The organism is Microbacterium sp. EF45047, assembly GCF_028472845.1.
Lineage (GTDB): Bacteria > Actinomycetota > Actinomycetes > Actinomycetales > Microbacteriaceae > Microbacterium > Microbacterium neungamense.
The window spans coordinates 2,392,840-2,408,137 of record NZ_CP069429.1 but is presented as its reverse complement, the minus strand read 5'-3'; the positions used below and the strand labels follow the sequence as shown (position 1 = coordinate 2,408,137).

Annotated in this window: 18 protein-coding genes; 4 read left to right on the top strand and 14 right to left on the bottom strand. The window is 72.1% G+C overall.

Going from position 1 to position 15,298, the window contains the following annotated elements; all coding sequences use genetic code 11:
- Positions 1-33 precede the first annotated feature (33 nt).
- The 5 genes from JRG78_RS11785 to JRG78_RS11765 all read right to left on the bottom strand — a co-directional run bounded on the left by JRG78_RS11785 (position 34) and on the right by JRG78_RS11765 (position 4,210).
- A complete protein-coding gene (locus JRG78_RS11785; protein WP_259606843.1) occupies positions 34-759 on the bottom strand; it encodes a response regulator in 726 nt (241 codons plus the stop codon).
- Positions 756-2,018, bottom strand: a complete 1,263-nt coding sequence (locus tag JRG78_RS11780) for a sensor histidine kinase (RefSeq protein WP_259606842.1) — start codon at positions 2,016-2,018, stop codon at positions 756-758. The genes JRG78_RS11785 and JRG78_RS11780 overlap by 4 nt, the downstream gene beginning before the upstream one ends.
- Positions 2,019-2,521: 503 nt before the next feature.
- A complete protein-coding gene (locus JRG78_RS11775) occupies positions 2,522-2,794 on the bottom strand; it encodes an HAD family hydrolase (protein ID WP_259606841.1) in 273 nt (90 codons plus the stop codon).
- The gene (locus JRG78_RS11770) at positions 2,791-3,636 is read right to left on the bottom strand and encodes an exodeoxyribonuclease III (protein ID WP_259606840.1); all 846 of its coding nucleotides are present in this window, start codon (positions 3,634-3,636) and stop codon (positions 2,791-2,793) included. Before JRG78_RS11770 ends, JRG78_RS11775 begins: the two co-directional genes overlap by 4 nt.
- Positions 3,637-3,673: 37 nt before the next feature.
- Entirely contained in the window at positions 3,674-4,210 is a 537-nt protein-coding gene (locus JRG78_RS11765) for a YbhB/YbcL family Raf kinase inhibitor-like protein (protein ID WP_259606839.1), read from the bottom strand.
- 98 nt (positions 4,211-4,308) lie between these two features.
- Here JRG78_RS11765 and pyrE point away from each other — a divergent pair, with 98 nt between their 5' ends.
- Together pyrE and JRG78_RS11755 are read left to right on the top strand one after the other, a co-directional pair.
- Complete coding sequence (pyrE, locus tag JRG78_RS11760) at positions 4,309-4,884, top strand: orotate phosphoribosyltransferase (RefSeq protein WP_259606838.1); 576 nt, start codon at positions 4,309-4,311, stop codon at positions 4,882-4,884.
- A 13-nt stretch (positions 4,885-4,897) separates the two neighbouring features.
- Positions 4,898-5,800, top strand: a complete 903-nt coding sequence (locus tag JRG78_RS11755; protein WP_259606837.1) for an ROK family protein — start codon at positions 4,898-4,900, stop codon at positions 5,798-5,800.
- 29 nt (positions 5,801-5,829) lie between these two features.
- Here JRG78_RS11755 and JRG78_RS11750 read toward each other — a convergent pair whose 3' ends face one another.
- The 7 genes from JRG78_RS11750 to JRG78_RS11720 are packed head-to-tail and all read right to left on the bottom strand — an operon-like array spanning position 5,830 to position 10,572.
- The gene (locus tag JRG78_RS11750) at positions 5,830-5,979 is read right to left on the bottom strand and encodes a hypothetical protein (protein ID WP_259606836.1); all 150 of its coding nucleotides are present in this window, start codon (positions 5,977-5,979) and stop codon (positions 5,830-5,832) included.
- Positions 5,976-6,548, bottom strand: a complete 573-nt coding sequence (locus JRG78_RS11745) for a YdeI/OmpD-associated family protein (protein WP_259606835.1) — start codon at positions 6,546-6,548, stop codon at positions 5,976-5,978. The genes JRG78_RS11750 and JRG78_RS11745 overlap by 4 nt, the downstream gene beginning before the upstream one ends.
- A 1-nt stretch (position 6,549) precedes the next feature.
- Positions 6,550-7,338, bottom strand: coding sequence for an HAD-IIA family hydrolase (locus JRG78_RS11740; RefSeq protein WP_259606834.1), 789 nt, complete (start codon positions 7,336-7,338; stop codon positions 6,550-6,552).
- A 32-nt stretch (positions 7,339-7,370) separates the two neighbouring features.
- Positions 7,371-8,003: a metal-dependent transcriptional regulator gene (locus JRG78_RS11735; protein WP_259606833.1), complete on the bottom strand. Its 633-nt coding sequence runs from the start codon at positions 8,001-8,003 to the stop codon at positions 7,371-7,373.
- Positions 8,004-8,012: 9 nt separating this feature from the next.
- On the bottom strand, positions 8,013-8,891 hold the full coding sequence (locus JRG78_RS11730) for a metal ABC transporter permease (RefSeq protein ID WP_259606832.1): 879 nt from the start codon (positions 8,889-8,891) through the stop codon (positions 8,013-8,015).
- A complete protein-coding gene (locus tag JRG78_RS11725) occupies positions 8,888-9,634 on the bottom strand; it encodes a metal ABC transporter ATP-binding protein (RefSeq protein ID WP_272653419.1) in 747 nt (248 codons plus the stop codon). Before JRG78_RS11725 ends, JRG78_RS11730 begins: the two co-directional genes overlap by 4 nt.
- Positions 9,631-10,572 (bottom strand): metal ABC transporter substrate-binding protein, encoded by a 942-nt coding sequence (locus JRG78_RS11720; RefSeq protein WP_259606830.1) that lies wholly within the window; start codon positions 10,570-10,572, stop codon positions 9,631-9,633. Before JRG78_RS11720 ends, JRG78_RS11725 begins: the two co-directional genes overlap by 4 nt.
- 102 nt (positions 10,573-10,674) lie before the next feature.
- Here JRG78_RS11720 and JRG78_RS11715 point away from each other — a divergent pair, with 102 nt between their 5' ends.
- On the top strand, positions 10,675-11,292 hold the full coding sequence (locus JRG78_RS11715; RefSeq protein ID WP_272653418.1) for a TrmH family RNA methyltransferase: 618 nt from the start codon (positions 10,675-10,677) through the stop codon (positions 11,290-11,292).
- A gap of 63 nt (positions 11,293-11,355) precedes the next feature.
- Here the strand turns inward: JRG78_RS11715 and JRG78_RS11710 are convergent, their stop codons facing one another.
- Both JRG78_RS11710 and JRG78_RS11705 read right to left on the bottom strand, forming a co-directional pair.
- Complete coding sequence (locus tag JRG78_RS11710; RefSeq protein WP_259606828.1) at positions 11,356-11,568, bottom strand: hypothetical protein; 213 nt, start codon at positions 11,566-11,568, stop codon at positions 11,356-11,358.
- Positions 11,569-11,686: 118 nt separating this feature from the next.
- Positions 11,687-13,006: an MATE family efflux transporter gene (locus JRG78_RS11705; RefSeq protein WP_259606827.1), complete on the bottom strand. Its 1,320-nt coding sequence runs from the start codon at positions 13,004-13,006 to the stop codon at positions 11,687-11,689.
- Positions 13,007-13,182: 176 nt separating this feature from the next.
- Here JRG78_RS11705 and JRG78_RS11700 point away from each other — a divergent pair, with 176 nt between their 5' ends.
- Entirely contained in the window at positions 13,183-15,174 is a 1,992-nt protein-coding gene (locus JRG78_RS11700; RefSeq protein ID WP_272653417.1) for a M13 family metallopeptidase, read from the top strand.
- Positions 15,175-15,298: the final 124 nt, after the last annotated feature.

The following is a 15,298-nucleotide window of genomic DNA, read 5'->3' as shown; positions in this document are numbered from 1 at the left end:
GGGTGAGGCCGGCCTCCGCGGGGGCCGGCCTCCTCAGGCGAGGCCGTGACGGTGCGCGAGCACCACGGCCTGCACGCGATCCCGCGCGCCGAGCTTCTGCAGGATGCGGGACACGTGCGTCTTCACGGTCGCCTCGCCGATGAACAGCGCGGAGGCGATCTCGGCGTTGCTGCGGGCGTCCGACATCAGCTGCAGCACCTCCGCCTCGCGCTCCGTGAGCGGCTCGGCGAGGACTCCGGATGCCCCGGACGCGGAGGCTCGGACGGCGGATGCCGGGCCGGCGGATGCCGTCGAGATGTGCGCCGGCGCTCCGCGCCCGGACGATGACGCGAACCGGGTGAGCACGCGGCGGGTCACCTCGGGCGCCAGCATCCCGTCGCCGGCCGCGAGTGCGCGGACCGCGGCGATGAGCTCCTCCGGGCCCGCGTTCTTCAGCAGGAATCCGCTCGCCCCCGCCTCGAGCGCCTGGAACAGGTACTCGTCGCGGTCGAAGGTGGTCACCACCGCGATCGCGGAGGACACCGCCGGGTCGGCGACGATCCGCCGCGTCGCCTCGAGGCCGTCCATGTCCGGCATCTGCACGTCCATCGTGATGACGTCCGGGCGCAGCTGCGCGGCCGTGGCGACCGCCTCCGCGCCGGTGGCCGCCTCGCCCACGACGGTGATGTCGGGCTGCGCGTCGAGGATGGTCCGGAATCCGGCCCGGAGCATGGCGTGATCGTCCACCAGCAGCACGCGGATCGGGGTCTGCGCGGTCATTCGGGTCCTCCTCCGGCGTCCGTGAGCGGCACCGCGACGCGCACCCGGAAGCCGCCCTCGGCGCGCGGCGCGAACTCGATGGTGCCGCCCGAGGCGTGCGCGCGCTCGCGCATGCCGAGCTGGCCGAGACCGGGACGGATGCCCGCGACGGGCCGGCCGGTGTTGGCCACCTCCAGCTCCACGGCGTCGGCGGCGTAGCGCAGGCGCACATCCGCGGTGGCGCCGGGGCCGGCGTGACGGCGGGCGTTGGTGAGCGCTTCCTGCGCGATCCGGTAGAGGTTCACGGCCACTACCGGCGGCACGGGCACGGGCGTGCCGATGACGTGGAACGCGGTGGGCAGGCCGGCATCCGTCGACGCGGCGGCGAGCGTCTCGATGTCGTCGACGCCGGCGGCGGGCGCGGCCGCCTCGGCGTCCTCTCCCGGCGCCCGCAGGGTCTCCAGCAGCCCGTGGAACTCGCGGATCGCGTCGCGGGCGCCCGCCTCGATCGCGGTGAGGATGCGGGCGGCCTCGGCGGGGGAGTCGTCGATGACCATGCGGGCGGCGCCCGCCTGCACCCCCATCACCGAGACGTGGTGAGCGACCACGTCGTGCAGCTCGCGGGCGATGCGGATGCGGTCGAGGGCGACGGCCTGCGCCGCGGTGACCTCGCGCTCGCGCTCGAGCTCGGCGGTGCGCTCCTCGAGAGCCGCGCGCTGCGCGGCGGCCTGCCAGGAGCGCTCGCCGAAGTAGTAGGCCCCGCCGAAGTACAGCACGTTCAGCAGCAGCTGGATCATCATGAACGCCACGTAGGGGGAGAACAGCCCGGCGGCGACGTCCGCCTCCTTCGCCTGGTCGATGGCGTCGCGGTACATCACCACGATCAGCCAGGCGAACATGCCGGCGATGATCGCGACCCGCACGATGAGGGCGGTTCGCCGGTTGTTCATCCAGGCGCCCACCGTGTAGAGCGCGACGAACATCGCGATGTTCATGACGTACAGCTCGGGCACCTTGAAGGTGACGCCTACGAAGAACGCGACGGCGACGACGACGGCCACCACGGCCGGCCTGCGGCGCCGCAGCGCGAGCGGCGCACTCACGGCCGGCACCAGGAGCAGGGCGGTCCACAGCGGCGCCTGCTCCTCGCCGTAGACGCCCGCGATCGACGACAGCGCGGCGGACAGCATGCCGCCGACGAGCATCGCCGCCGCGAGCACGAGATCCCCGCGGAGTTCGCGCGGCGTGGGCGTGCGCGTGAACGGGACGGAGGACGGCATGCTTCCACCGTAGGAGCGCATGGAGGCCGCGGCATCCCCCGCGCGACGGATGCGGGTGCACGAGGGCATCGGATGCCGGTCCGCGGCGGCGCTGGGGGCGCGATCCGTTTCGGGCCGACAGCAGTCAGGCCGCGGTGGCGAAGTCGAACCTCGCTCTGCCGCCGAGCCGCGGCGTGCCGGCGGGATCGACGTGCGGCGGCGGGATGGGCGAGCCGTTGCGCCCTGGTGAAGAGCCGCTTCTCGGTGCCCCAGTCGAGGATCTCGCCGCGGCCGCCGAGCACGCATGGGATGACGCCCCCGGACGCGGCCATCCTGCGCACCGAGCTGATGCTCACCGAGATGCTCGCAGACCTGCGCCAGCCCGGTCGCCTTGGAGACGCCCTGGGCCATCACCTCGACGAACGGCGCCCCGGACATCGTCGCCTCGAAGCCGGTCAGCCCGAGCGCGCGGAGCGCGTCGAAGACCTCGGCGATCGGACGCGACGGATGCCGGATCACCAGCTTCAGGCTCGGTGCGGCCAGCACGTCCGCCAGTGGCACGCCGCCCATCGTCGCCGGGTCGCGCTTGTGGTCGGCCAGGCCCACTCGTCGAACCCCGCCTGCTCGGCGATCGGCCGCAGACCGATCGGCTGACGAGCGGTGACCGGCACGGTGACGATGCCGGCATCCCGCGCCGCATCGAGCGCGGCCCGGGTGCGCGGCGACACCTGCCCGTCCGAGCCCAGGAGCGTGCCGTCGAGATCGGTGGCGATGAGGCCGATGCCGGGTGCCGTCACGCGAAGATCATCGGGAGGTCGTCGTCTTCCGCCGCGCCGCCGAAGTCGAGGTCGACCACGACCGGCACGTGGTCGCTGGGCTGCTCGCCCTTGCGCTCGTTGCGGTGAATGGTGGCGCCGGTGACGGCATCGGCGAACGTGCGCGAGCCGAGGATGAAGTCGATGCGGATGCCCTCGTTGCGCGGGAACTTCAGCCGCTGGTAGTCCCAATAGGTGTAGCCCTCGGGGATGAGCGGGCGCACGACATCCGTCACGCCCGCCGACTCCAGGGCGAAGAAGGCGTCGCGCTCGGGCTGCGAGACGTGGGTCGAGAAGCCGGGCACGATCGCGGGATCGCCGTTGTCCTTGTCGAACGGGATGATGTTGAAATCGCCGACCAGGGCGAGCGGGAGGTCGGGGTTCGCGGACAGCTCGGAGGCCGTCGCGGTGCGCAGCGCCTCGAGCCAGTGCAGCTTGTAGTGGTAGTGCGGGTCGCCGAGCGACCGGCCGTTGGGCACGTACAGGCTCCACACCCGCACGCCGTCGACCATCACACCCAGTGCGCGTGCCTCGATCGGGGCATCCGGACCCTCATGCCCCTTCGCGAAGCCGGGCTGGCCCTCGAACGAAGTGCGCACGTCCGTGATCGGCAGGCGGCTCGCGATCGCGACGCCGTTCCACTGGTTGAACCCGTGCGCCTCGACGTGGTACCCGGCCTCCTCGAACGGCGCGTACGGGAACTGCTCCGGCCGGCACTTGATCTCCTGCAGCGCGAGCACGTCGATGTCTTCGCGGACGGCGAAGTCGACCGCGCGGGACACGCGCGTGCGGATCGAGTTGATGTTCCAGGTGGCCAGACGCATGGAACCAGCCTATGGGCGGGTGCCGACGTCGCCGGGCTCACCGTTCGCCGGGGTCGGCCGTCCCGACGAGCACCCCGCGGGCGAGGGTGTGGAAGTGCCGGTTGAAGCCGAGCACCGCAGGGGTCGCCCCGGCCTCGAGGTCGAGCCGGTCCACATCGAGCGCGTCCACCACGAAGAAGTAGCGGTGCACACCGGTGCCCTCCGGCGGTGCGGCGCCGATGAACCGCTCCAGCCGCTTCTCGTTCGGCAGCACGGATGCCCCGGAGGGCAGGCTCTTCGCCGTGCCGTCCCCGGCCGGAAGCGAGCGCAGATCGGCGGGCAGGTTGTACGCGGCCCAGTGCCAGTAGCCCGAGCCGGTCGGGGCATCCGGGTCGAAGCACGAGACGGCGATGCTCCTGGTGCCGGACGGCGGCTCCGACCACTCCAGCGCCGGATGCCGGTCCTCACCCCCGCGCGCAGACGCCCACGCGAACAGCGGCAGCGGGCCGTCCGCGTCGAAGTCGGGACTGGTCAGCTCCAGCGAGGGAACCGGACGGAGCTCGGCAAGGGCGGCATACGGGTCGTACGAGAACATGGAACCTCCTCACCTGCCACGGTAGGCGAGGCCGGGCGGGTTGTGAACGACCCGCAGGGGAGGATGTCGCAGGAGCCGCCGCGAATACACTGGATGCCGTGACCGACCTCGCCTCAGACCGCCAGGCCCTGCTCGACCTCATCACGGGGGAGGCGGTGTTCCACGGCGACTTCACGCTCTCCAGCGGCAAGAAGGCCAGCTACTACGTCGACATGCGCAAGCTGACCCTCGACCACCGGGCCGCGCCCGCGATCGGCCGGGTGATGCTCGACCTCATCAAGGACCTCGACGTCTCCGCCGTCGGCGGGCTCACCCTGGGCGCCGACCCGATCGCGAACGCCGTCATGCACGCATCCGTCGACGCCGCCGCCCGTGGCGAGGGCCGCCCGCTCGACGCCTTCGTCGTGCGCAAGGAGCCCAAGGACCACGGCCGCGGCCGCCAGGTCGAGGGCGCGGACGTCGCCGGCAAGCGCGTTGTGGTCCTCGAGGACACCTCGACCACCGGCCAGTCCGCGCTGAAGGCGGTCGAGGCGCTCCGTCGCGAGGGCGCCGAGGTCGTCGCCGTCGCCGTCATCGTCGACCGCAAGACCGGCGCCCAGGCGGCGGTCGAGGCGGAGGGCCTGCAGTGGCTCGCCGCCTTCGACCTCGACGACCTCGGCCTCGACCCGCAGTGACCCGGCACCCGCGATGACCCGGTACGCGCTCGCCGTCGACGTCGGCGGCACCAAGCTCGAGGCGGCCCTCGTCGCCGACGACGGCACCCTCGTCGAGGGCAGCCGCACCCGCCGTCCCACCGGCCGCAGCGCCACACCGGCATCCCTCGACGCCGCCGTCGCCGAGGCCGTCGCGCACGCGCTCGCCGCACGCCCCGCGGATGCCGAGATCGCCGGCGCCGGCATCGGCAGCGCCGGCCCCGTCGACCGCGAGGCCGGCACCATCAGCCCGGTGAACATGCCGGATGCCCGCGGCTACGGCCTCGCCGCAGCGGTGCGCCGCGCGGCATCCGCCGTCCTCGGCCACGACCTGCCCGCCGTGCTGGGCCACGACGGCGGCGCGCTCGCCCTCGCCGAGTCCTGGCTCGGCGCGACCCGCGGCGCCCGCGCCTCGCTCTCGATCGTCGTCTCCACCGGGGTCGGCGGCGGATTCGTGCTCGGCGGCGCCTACGCCCCCGGTGCGTCCGGCAACGCCGGCCACCTCGGCCAGGTCCGCCGCGAGGGCGGGCTCACGCTCGAGGAGATCGCCTCGGGCCCGGCATCCGTCGCGTGGGCGCGCACCCAGGGCTGGCAGGGCGCCACCGGCGAGGACCTCGCCATGGACGCCGCCGCGGGCGTCGCCGTCGCCCGCGCCGCGATCGAGCGCTCGGCCAAAGCCGTCGGCGAGGCGCTGGCGGATGCGGCGACCCTCGTCGACCTGGACGTGATCGCGGTCGGCGGCGGATTCTCCCGCGTCTCGGACGACTACGTCGAGCTCGTGCAGCGGGCGCTGACCGCATCCGCCGTGCACGACTACTCCCGGCGCGCGCGCGTGGTGCGCTCCGGCCTCGGCGACGAGGGCCCCCTGATCGGCGCCGCCGCGCTCGCCCTGCGCTGACCGACCGGAGTGGTCCGAAGCGCGCCCGCTCAGCGGCGGTCGTCGTCCTCCCACGGCCCCTCGTACCACTCGCCGCGGTCGTCGCGCTTGGGGCGCTTCAGCAGCTGCACGGCGAAGATCGTCAGCGACACCAGGCCGATGCCGATCAGCACCAGGAACAGCAGGTCGTTCTGGGTCACGGCCGTCTCCCCTCTGCGGCATCCGCCACGATCTTCGCGATCCGCGCGGCGCGGGTCTCGGGGCGCTTCGCCGTGGCGATGTGCGTGAGCCCGAGCTTCTTCACCGACTTCGGGAACGCGTCCCAGTGCGCACGGGCGGCGGGCACGGCGTCCAGCGCCGCGGTGAAGTCGTCCGGCTCGATCCCGGCCTCGGGCCCGTCGAGCACGGTCCACGACCCGTTCGCCTTCGCGACCTCGATCGCGCGGATGCCGGCGGGCGCGAGCAGCCCCTCCGCTTCGAGCCGCGCCACCCGGGCCTTGTTCGTCGCCGCCCAGCCGCTGGTCGGCCGGCGCGGGGCGAACCACAGCCCGGCGGTGCGCTCGTCGAAGGTGCGCACCGGGCCGTCGATCCAGCCGAAGCAGAGCGCCTGCAGGATGGCGTCCTCGTAGTCGACGTGCAGATCGTCGTTCCCGGCCCGCGGCCGCACCAGCCAGGCGCCCTTCGACACGGCGTGGTTCGCCTCGAGCCAGGACCGCCAGGTCGCGGCATCCGGTGCCACCACGCGCTCGCCGTCGTCGAGGGCGCCCATCTCAGCCCTCCGTCGTACGCGGCAGCAGGTCGGCGACCGACTGCACGATCTCGTCGGGACGGAACGGGTACTTCTCGATCTCGGCCCGGTCGCTGATCCCGGTCATCACCAGCACCGTGTGCAGGCCCGCCTCGATGCCCGCGACGATGTCGGTGTCCATGCGGTCGCCGATCATGCCGGTCTTCTTCGAGTGCGCGCCGATCTTGTTCAGCGCGGAGCGGAACATCATCGGGTTCGGCTTGCCGACCACGTACGGCTCCTTGCCGGTCGCCTTCGTGATCAGCGCCGCGATCGCCCCGGTCGCCGGCAGCGGCCCCTCCGCGCTCGGACCGGTCGCGTCGGGGTTCGTGACGATGAAGCGGGCGCCGTCGTTGATGAGCCGGATGGCCTTCGTGATCGCCTCGAACGAGTAGTTGCGGGTCTCGCCGACCACCACGAAGTCGGGCCGGGTCTCGGTCATGATGAACCCGGCCTCGTGCAGGGCGGTGAGGATGCCGGCCTCGCCGATCACGAAGGCCGAGCCGCCGGGCAGCTGCTGGGCGAGGAAGTCCGCGGTCGCGAGCGCCGAGGTCCAGATCCGCTCCTCGGGCACGTGCAGCCCGCTCGCGCGCAGCCGCGCGGAGAGGTCGCGGGCGGTGAAGATCGAGTTGTTCGTCAGCACCAGATACGGGATACCGGCGGCCTCCCAGCCGTCGAGCAGATCGGATGCCCCGGGGATGGCGTCGTTCTCATGCACGAGCACCCCGTCCATGTCGGTGAGCCAGCATTCGATGTCGGAACGTTCACGCATGCGGCCAGCCTATCGGCGGGCCCCGACGCCGGTCAGGCGCTCAGCCACACCACCTCGGCAGCACCGGCCGGCAGCTCGACCGGCCTGCCGTCGAGCAGGATCCCGGCATCCGCCACCACGATCGCGCGGCCGACGCCGACCCCGGCGTTCTCCAGGGCGCGCAGCAGCTCGGGGTCGCGGTCGCTCACCCGCAGCACCCGGCCGGTGTGGCCGGGACCGGCGTCGCGGAGCAGCACGAACGGCTCGCGCTGCACCCGGCCCGAGGCGTCGGGGATCGCGTCGCCGTGCGGGTCGAAATGGGGCCGGCCCAGCCGCTCGTCGATGCCCTCGAGCAGCCGGTCGCTGATGGTGTGCTCGAGCACCTCGGCCTCGTCGTGCACCTCGTCCCAGGCGTAGCCGAACTCGCGCACCAGCCACGTCTCGATCAGGCGGTGCCGGCGCAGCATTTGCAGGGCTCGGCGCTCGCCGGCATCCGTCAACCGCACCGCGCCGTACGGCACATGCGAGACGAGACCCGCCGCGGCGAGCTTCTTCACCATCTCGGTGACGCTGGACGGGGCGATGCCCAGCTGCGCCGCGAGCTGTGAGGGGGTGATCGGCGCGTCCTGCCATTCGGTGTGCGAGTACACCGTCTTCAGGTAGTCGTCGGCCGCGGGGGATGCCACCTCTCGAGCCTACCCGCGGGCCATCCCGGCGGCCGTCGCCCGGCGCCGGCCGCTCAGCGCCCGGGCGAGCACGCCCTGACGGGGGCTGAACAGATACACGAGCGCGAAGACGGCGCCCTGCACCACAACCACCAGTCCGCCGGATGCCGCGTCGAGCCAGTAGCTGAGGTAGATGCCCAGCACCGACGACGCGGCGGCGATCACCGGGGCGAGGACGAGCATCGCGCCGAAGCGGTCGGTGAGCAGGTAGGCGGTCGCGCCAGGGATGATCAGCATCGCCACGACCAGGATCACCCCGGCCACCTGCAGCGCGACGACGGCGGTCAGGGCGAGCAGGCCGAGCAGGAGCGCGCCGAGCATCCGCGGCGACAGGCCGATCGCGAACGCGTGCGCCGGGTCGAAGGCGTAGAGCGTGAGGTCGCGCCGCTTGGCGATGAGCACCACGAAGGCCACGGTGGCGAGGATCGCGATCTGCACCAGATCGGCCGTGGAGATGCCGAGGATGTTGCCGAAGATGATGTGGTTCAGGTCGGTCTGGCTGGGCGTCACCGAGATGAGCACCAGGCCCAGCGCGAACAGCGTCGTGAACACGATGCCGATCGCGGCGTCCTCCTTCACCCGGCTGGTGCCCCGGATGAGGCCGATCAGGGCGACCGCGAGGAAGCCGAACACGAGCGCGCCGAGCGCGAACGGCGCGCCCACGACGTACGCCAGCACCACCCCGGGCAGCACGGCGTGCGACACGGCATCCCCCATCAGCGACCAGCCGATCAGCACCAGCCAGCACGACAGCACGGCGCACACCACGGCGGCGATCACGGTGGTCACCAGCGCGCGCACCATGAACTCGTACTGCAGCGGCTCCAGGAGCAGATCGATCGCGCTCATGACCCCTCCTTCCCGAGGATGTCCAGCCCGAACGCGCGGGTGAGCTGCTCGGGGTGCAGCGCCTCGGCCACCGGCCCGTGGAACAGCACCCGCCGGAGCAGTAGCACCGCGGCATCCGCAAGCCCGGGGAGGGCGTGCAGATCGTGACTGGAGACGAGCACGGTGCGCCCCTCGGCCGCCGCCTCGCGGAGCAGCCGGACGATCATCGCCTCGGACTTCTTGTCCACCCCGGCGAACGGCTCGTCGAGCAGCAGGATGCGGGCGTCCTGCGCGATGCCGCGGGCGACGAACACCCGCTTGCGCTGCCCGCCGGAGAGCCGGCCGATCTGCCGCTCGGCGAGGTCGGCGAGCTCCACGCGCTCCAGCGCGCGGTCGACGATCTCGCGGTCCTCACGGCGCGGCCGGCGGGTGGGACCGAGGTGGCCGTAGCGCCCCATCATCACGACGTCGCGCACCGAGACCGGGAAGGCCCAGTCGACCGCCTCGCTCTGCGGCACGTACCCGATCAGTCCTCGCCGCCGCGCCTCCGCCGGGGTCATGCCGTCCAGCCGCACCCGGCCGTGCGCGGGCCGCACCATGCCGGTGAGCGCCTTGAATAGCGTCGACTTCCCGGAGCCGTTCATGCCGACCAGCGCCGTCACGCTGCCGAACGGGACGCGCAGCGACACGTCCTCGAGCGCGACGACCTCGCCGTAGCGGACGCCGACGCCGTCGACCTCGATCGCCGGGTGCGGGCCGCTCATGATCCGCCCCCGGTGAGGGCGGCGACGATGGTCTCCGCGTCGTGCCGGATCAGGTCGAGGTAGGTGGGCACCGGCCCGTCCGCCTCGGACAGCGAGTCGACGTACAGGATGCCCCCGAACGAGGCCCCGGTCGCCTCCACCACCTGGCGCATCGGCTTGTCGGAGACGGTCGACTCGCAGAACACCGCCGGCACGTCGTTCTCGGTGACGAACGCGATCGCCCGGGTGATCTGCTGCGGGGTGGCCTGCTGCTCTGCGTTCACCGGCCAGATGTACGCCTCGGTGAGGCCGGCGTCGCGGGCCAGGTACGAGAAGGCGCCCTCGCAGGTGACCAGCGCGCGCTGATGCTCGGGCAGGGCGGCCAGCTCCGCCACCAGCTCGTCCTGCACGGCCTGCAGCTCGGCCTTGTAGCCCTCGCCGTTGCGGGCGAAGTGGTCGGCGTGCGCCGGATCGAGATCGCTGAAGGCCTCGACCATGTTGTCGACATAGATCTGCACGTTCAGCGGGCTCATCCACGCGTGCGGGTTGGGCTTGCCGGCGTACGCGTCCTCGGAGATGTCGATCGGCTCGACGCCCTCGGAGACGACGACGTGCGGCACGTCGACCGACTCCACGAACTGCGCGAACCACGCCTCGAGGTTGAGCCCGTTGTCGAGGATGAGGTCGGCCTCGGATGCCTTCGCGATGTCCCTCGGGGTGGGCTCGTAGCCGTGGATCTCGGCGCCCGGCTTCGTGATCGACTCCACGGCGAGGTGATCGCCCGCGACGTTGGCGGCGATGTCGGCGAGGACGGTGAACGTGGTGAGCACGACCGGGCGGTCGGCGTCCTCCCCGGCCGGGGCGCCGTCGCCCGACGCGGGCGCGCACGACGCCAGCGGCCCGGTGAGGGACGCGGCGAGGAGGAGGGCGACGCCGGCGCGGCGGAGAGTTTTCGGCATACCGAAATTGTAGGCGGATTTTTCGGTGCCCCGAAAGGTGCCCGTGCGGGCGCGCCCGGCATGCCGGCGGGGTGGGCGGCGGGGCGGGCTACGCTGGTCGGGATGGCTGAGCAGACCCCCGAGCGCTCCACACACGGGCTCGGCCCGTGGCAGGGGCCGTGGCCGGAGGGCGACCGATACGACCCGGAGCTGCTCGCGCACGGCGACACCCGGAACGTGATCGACCGCTACCGCTATTGGCGGATGGAGGCCATCGTCGCGGATCTCGACAGCCGGCGGCATCCGTTCCACGTCGCCATCGAGAACTGGCAGCACGACATGAACATCGGGTCGATCGTGCGCAGCGCGAACGCCTTCCTCGCCGACACCGTGCACATCATCGGCCGCCGGCGCTGGAACCGGCGCGGCGCGATGGTGACCGACCGCTACCAGCACGTCGTGCACCACGAGGACGTGGCATCCTTCGCGGCCTGGGCGCGGGGCGAGGGCATCCCGATCGTCGCGGTGGACAACGTGGGAGAGGCGGTGCCGGTCGAGCGTGCGGACCTGCCGGAGCGCTGCGTGCTGCTGTTCGGGCAGGAGGGCCCCGGCCTGTCGCCGGAGGCGCTCGCGGCGGCATCCGCCCATGTCGAGATCACGCAGTACGGCTCCACCCGTTCGATCAACGCGAGCGCGGCGGCGGCCGTCGTCATGTACGAGTGGTGCCGGCGGTACGCCTGAGAAGCAGGGCGCGGTCACATCGCCCTATGCCAGAACGGATGCTGCGGCCGTGGCCTGACCCGGTCAGCCGCGGTCGACGCCGAATGCGTGACGCATCAGCGCGTTGACATCGGCGTCGATGCGGTCGAGACGGTGATGGATCGCCTTGATCTCCGCTGCGAGACCGCTCATCTCCGCCCGGATGATCCGGACGAACATCGTCGACATCAGGGTGAGCATGCCGAACAGCCCGGCCGCGAAGACGCCGATCAGCGTCCACACCTGGGGTTCTGTCATGCTCAGCATTCCTCCATTGTCGTCCGGGTCCTTCGACAATGCCAGGGTCGCCCGTGCGGGTGAACCCCGGACACCGGCCGCTGGGGAGAGGTCGCGCTGACGCCGGGGCTGTGCAGGATCAGGCCCCGATCCGCATCCACCGGTCGGTGCGCACGCGCCAGCCGAGCGTGCCGAGCCGGGCGAGGAGGTAGAGCCCGAAGAACGACACGGCGAGCCAGATCAGTCCCGCGGCGCCGTCCACGCCCGTCGCCGAGATGATCCACAGCGCCGGCAGCAGCGGGACCAGGTTGATCACGCCTGCGACCGCGAGATAGCGCGCGTCGTTCGCGCCCATCAGTACGCCGTCCAGCACGAAGACGATGCCGGCGATCGGCTGCGCGATGGCGAGGACGAGGAACGCCGGCTGCACGAGGGCGGCGACGCCCGCATCCCCGGTGAAGACGACGCCGAGCACACCGGACAGGGCCGCGATGAGTCCTCCGACGATCACGCCGAACCAGGCGCCCCACGCGACGGTGCGGCGCAGCACCCGGCGCACCTGCTCGTCGTCTCCGGCGCCGAGGCCCTTGCCGATCAGCGCCTGCGCCGCGATCGCGAGCGCGTCGAGCGCGAACGCGGCGGTCGAGAAGATCGTGAACACGATCTGCCAGCCGGCGAGCTCCTCCGTGCCGATCCCGGTGGCGACGCCGACCGTGGCGAGCAGGGCGACGCGCAGGCTCACCGTGCGCAGGAACAGCCACCCGCCGGAGCGGGCCGATCCGCGGATGCCCTCGCGCTGCGCCTTCATCGAGGCGCCGTGCCGCAGTGCGAGCCGCCGGACCACCACGACGTAGGCGGCCACCATGCCCCACTGCGCGGTGACCGTCCCGAACGCGGAACCGGCGATGCCCCAGCCGAACCCATAGATGAACAGCGCGTTCAGCAGCGCGTTCGCCCCGAACCCGAGGCCCGCGATCCACAGCGGCGTCATGGTGTCCTGCATCCCGCGCAGCAGCCCGGTGGCGGCGAACACGATGAGCATGGCGGGAAGGCCCCACATCGAGATCACGAGGTAGGTCTGCGCCTCGGCGGACACGGCATCCGTCGCACCGAACAGCGAGACCATCCACGGCGTGGCGATCGCGCCGGAGGCGGCGAGCAGGGCGCCGAGCCCCAGGGCGAGCCACATCCCGTCGATGCCGATCGAGACGGCATCCGCATGGTCGCCGGCGCCGAACCGGCGCGCGACCGCGGGGGTCGTCGAGTAGGCGAGGAAGATCATCAGCCCGACGATCGTCTGCAGCACCGCGCTCGCGATGCCCAGGCCGGCCAGCGGGATCGTGCCGAGGTGCCCGACGAGCGCCGCGTCGACGATGAGGAACGCCGGCTCGGCGACGAGGGCGCCGAACGCCGGCACGGCGAGGCGCAGGATCTCACGGTTCAGCGTCGGGGCGGGCACCGTTCGAGCCTATTGCGAGTCCGAGAACCTCACCGGCCTCGGCCCGCCCGCCCTGCTGCTGCGCGTGGCGTCAGCGCCGGGCGGATGCCGCCGCCGCATCCGTCGCGCAGCCGGCGGCACCACGCGGGCTGTTCCGTCGCCGCCGCCGTGGGGGAGGCGGCGCATAGGCTGGGCGCATGACTGACGTGCTCCCCACCGGTGTTCTGCCCTCCGGACTTGCCATCGACGAGTTCAGCCCCGACATCCGTCCCCAGGACGACCTCTACCGCCACGTCAACGGCGCGTGGCTCGAGCGCACCGAGATCCCCGAGGACAAGGCGCGCTGGGGCTCCTTCCACCTCCTGCACGAACAGGCCGAGAAGGACGTCCGCGACATCATCGTCGAGTCGCAGGATGCCGCGCCCGGCACCCTCGCCCGCAAGGTGGGCGACCTGTTCGCGAGCTTCATGGACACCGAGCGCATCGCCGAGCTCGGCCTCGCCCCGCTGCGCGAGCAGCTCGACAAGGTCGACGCGATCGACGGCATCCCGTCCTTCCTCGCCGCCGTCGGCGGCTTCGACCGCGACGGCATCGCCTCGCTGCTCGGCGTGTTCGTCGAACCCGACCCCGGCAACCCCGACCGGTACGTGCCGTTCGTCGTGCAGGGCGGGCTGTCCCTGCCGGACGAGAGCTACTACCGGCTGGAGAACTTCGAAGGCACCCGCGCCGCGTACCGCGCCCACCTCGAGCGGATCCTCACGCTCGCCGGTATCGCGGATGCCGCCGGCACCGCCGACCGCGCCTTCGGCCTCGAGCACGAGGTCGCCGGGCACCACTGGGACAACGTCGCCAGCCGCGACGCGGTCAAGACCTACAACCTGAAGACCTGGGACGAGCTGCAGCAGCTCGTCGGCGTCGACCTGACGCCGTGGCGGGACGCCGTGGCCCCGGCCGCGGGCGCTGAGCCCGTCGACGCCTTCGCCGAGGTCGTCGTCTACCAGCCCAGTTTCATCGAGGGCCTGGGCGCCCTGCTCACCGAGGAGCGCCTGGAGGACTGGAAGGCGTGGCTGCGCGCCAAGGTCGTGCACGGCCTGGCCGCCTACCTCCCCGACGACATCGTCGACGAGAACTTCTCCTTCTACGGCACCGAGCTCACCGGCACGCCCACCATCCGCGAGCGCTGGAAGCGCGGCGTCACCCTCGTCGAGGGCGCCCTCGGCGACGCGGTCGGACGGATCTACGTCGAGCGGCACTTCCCGCCCGCCGCGAAGGCGGCGATGGATGAGCTGGTGGCGAACCTCATCGAGGCCTACCGGCAGAGCATCGAGACGCTGGAGTGGATGGGCCCGGAGACCCGGCGGAAGGCGCTCGACAAGCTGGCCACCTTCCGGCCGAAGATCGGGCACCCCGAGAAGTGGAAGGATTACGAGGGCGTCGAGATCTCGGCATCCGATCTCGTCGGCAACGTGCGCCGCGCCAACACGTTCGAGCACGACCGGCAGATCGCGAAGGTCGGCAAGCCGATCGATCGCGACGAGTGGTTCATGCCGCCGCAGATGGTGAACGCCTACTACAACCCGCTGATGAACGAGATCGTGTTCCCCGCGGCGATCCTGCAGTACCCGTTCTTCGACCCGAACCGCGACGCGGCCGCGAACTACGGCGGCATCGGCGCGGTGATCGGCCACGAGATCGGGCACGGCTTCGACGACCAGGGCAGCCGCTACGACGGCGACGGCCGGCTGCAGGACTGGTGGACCGATGAGGACCGCGCCGCGTTCGAGGAGCGCACCAAGGTGCTCATCGCGCAGTACGACGCGCTCGTGCCCGCCGGTCTGTCCGAGGAGCACCACGTCAACGGGGCGCTCACCATCGGTGAGAACATCGGCGACCTCGGCGGCCTGGGCATCGCGATCAAGGCGTACGAGCTGTCGCTCGGCGGCGCCGAGGCGCCCGTGATCGACGGGTACACCGGCATCCAGCGGCTGCTGCTGAGCTGGGCGCAGGTGTGGCAGCAGAAGAGCCGCGACGCCGAGACGATCCGGCTGCTCACCATCGACCCGCACTCGCCGAACGAGTTCCGGTGCAACCAGATCGTGCGCAACATCGACGCGTTCTACGACGCGTTCGGCGTGACCGAGGGCGATGCGCTGCACCTGCCCGCGGAGCAGCGTGTGACGATCTGGTGACGGAAGCCTCCGCTCCCGGTAGAGGGGGAGGCGGACGGGGTTACGATAGCCGGGGTGTCCGCGTCGGATGCACGCCGTGAACCGTCCGGACGCCCGCCGCCTCCCCTCCCCGGCCGTCGGACGA

Bases quoted from the DNA above. Each gene is read 5' to 3' on its own strand.
- JRG78_RS11785 (WP_259606843.1), bottom strand. From the start codon at position 759: ATGACCGCGCAGACCCCGATCCGCGTGCTGCTGGTGGACGATCACGCC.
- JRG78_RS11780 (WP_259606842.1), bottom strand. From the start codon at position 2,018: ATGCCGTCCTCCGTCCCGTTCACGCGCACGCCCACGCCGCGCGAACTC.
- JRG78_RS11770 (WP_259606840.1), bottom strand. From the start codon at position 3,636: ATGCGTCTGGCCACCTGGAACATCAACTCGATCCGCACGCGCGTGTCC.
- JRG78_RS11765 (WP_259606839.1), bottom strand. From the start codon at position 4,210: ATGTTCTCGTACGACCCGTATGCCGCCCTTGCCGAGCTCCGTCCGGTT.
- JRG78_RS11755 (WP_259606837.1), top strand. From the start codon at position 4,898: ATGACCCGGTACGCGCTCGCCGTCGACGTCGGCGGCACCAAGCTCGAG.
- JRG78_RS11745 (WP_259606835.1), bottom strand. From the start codon at position 6,548: ATGGGCGCCCTCGACGACGGCGAGCGCGTGGTGGCACCGGATGCCGCG.
- JRG78_RS11740 (WP_259606834.1), bottom strand. From the start codon at position 7,338: ATGCGTGAACGTTCCGACATCGAATGCTGGCTCACCGACATGGACGGG.
- JRG78_RS11730 (WP_259606832.1), bottom strand. From the start codon at position 8,891: ATGAGCGCGATCGATCTGCTCCTGGAGCCGCTGCAGTACGAGTTCATG.
- JRG78_RS11725 (WP_272653419.1), bottom strand. From the start codon at position 9,634: ATGAGCGGCCCGCACCCGGCGATCGAGGTCGACGGCGTCGGCGTCCGC.
- JRG78_RS11720 (WP_259606830.1), bottom strand. From the start codon at position 10,572: ATGCCGAAAACTCTCCGCCGCGCCGGCGTCGCCCTCCTCCTCGCCGCG.
- JRG78_RS11715 (WP_272653418.1), top strand. From the start codon at position 10,675: ATGGCTGAGCAGACCCCCGAGCGCTCCACACACGGGCTCGGCCCGTGG.
- JRG78_RS11710 (WP_259606828.1), bottom strand. From the start codon at position 11,568: ATGACAGAACCCCAGGTGTGGACGCTGATCGGCGTCTTCGCGGCCGGG.
- JRG78_RS11700 (WP_272653417.1), top strand. From the start codon at position 13,183: ATGACTGACGTGCTCCCCACCGGTGTTCTGCCCTCCGGACTTGCCATC.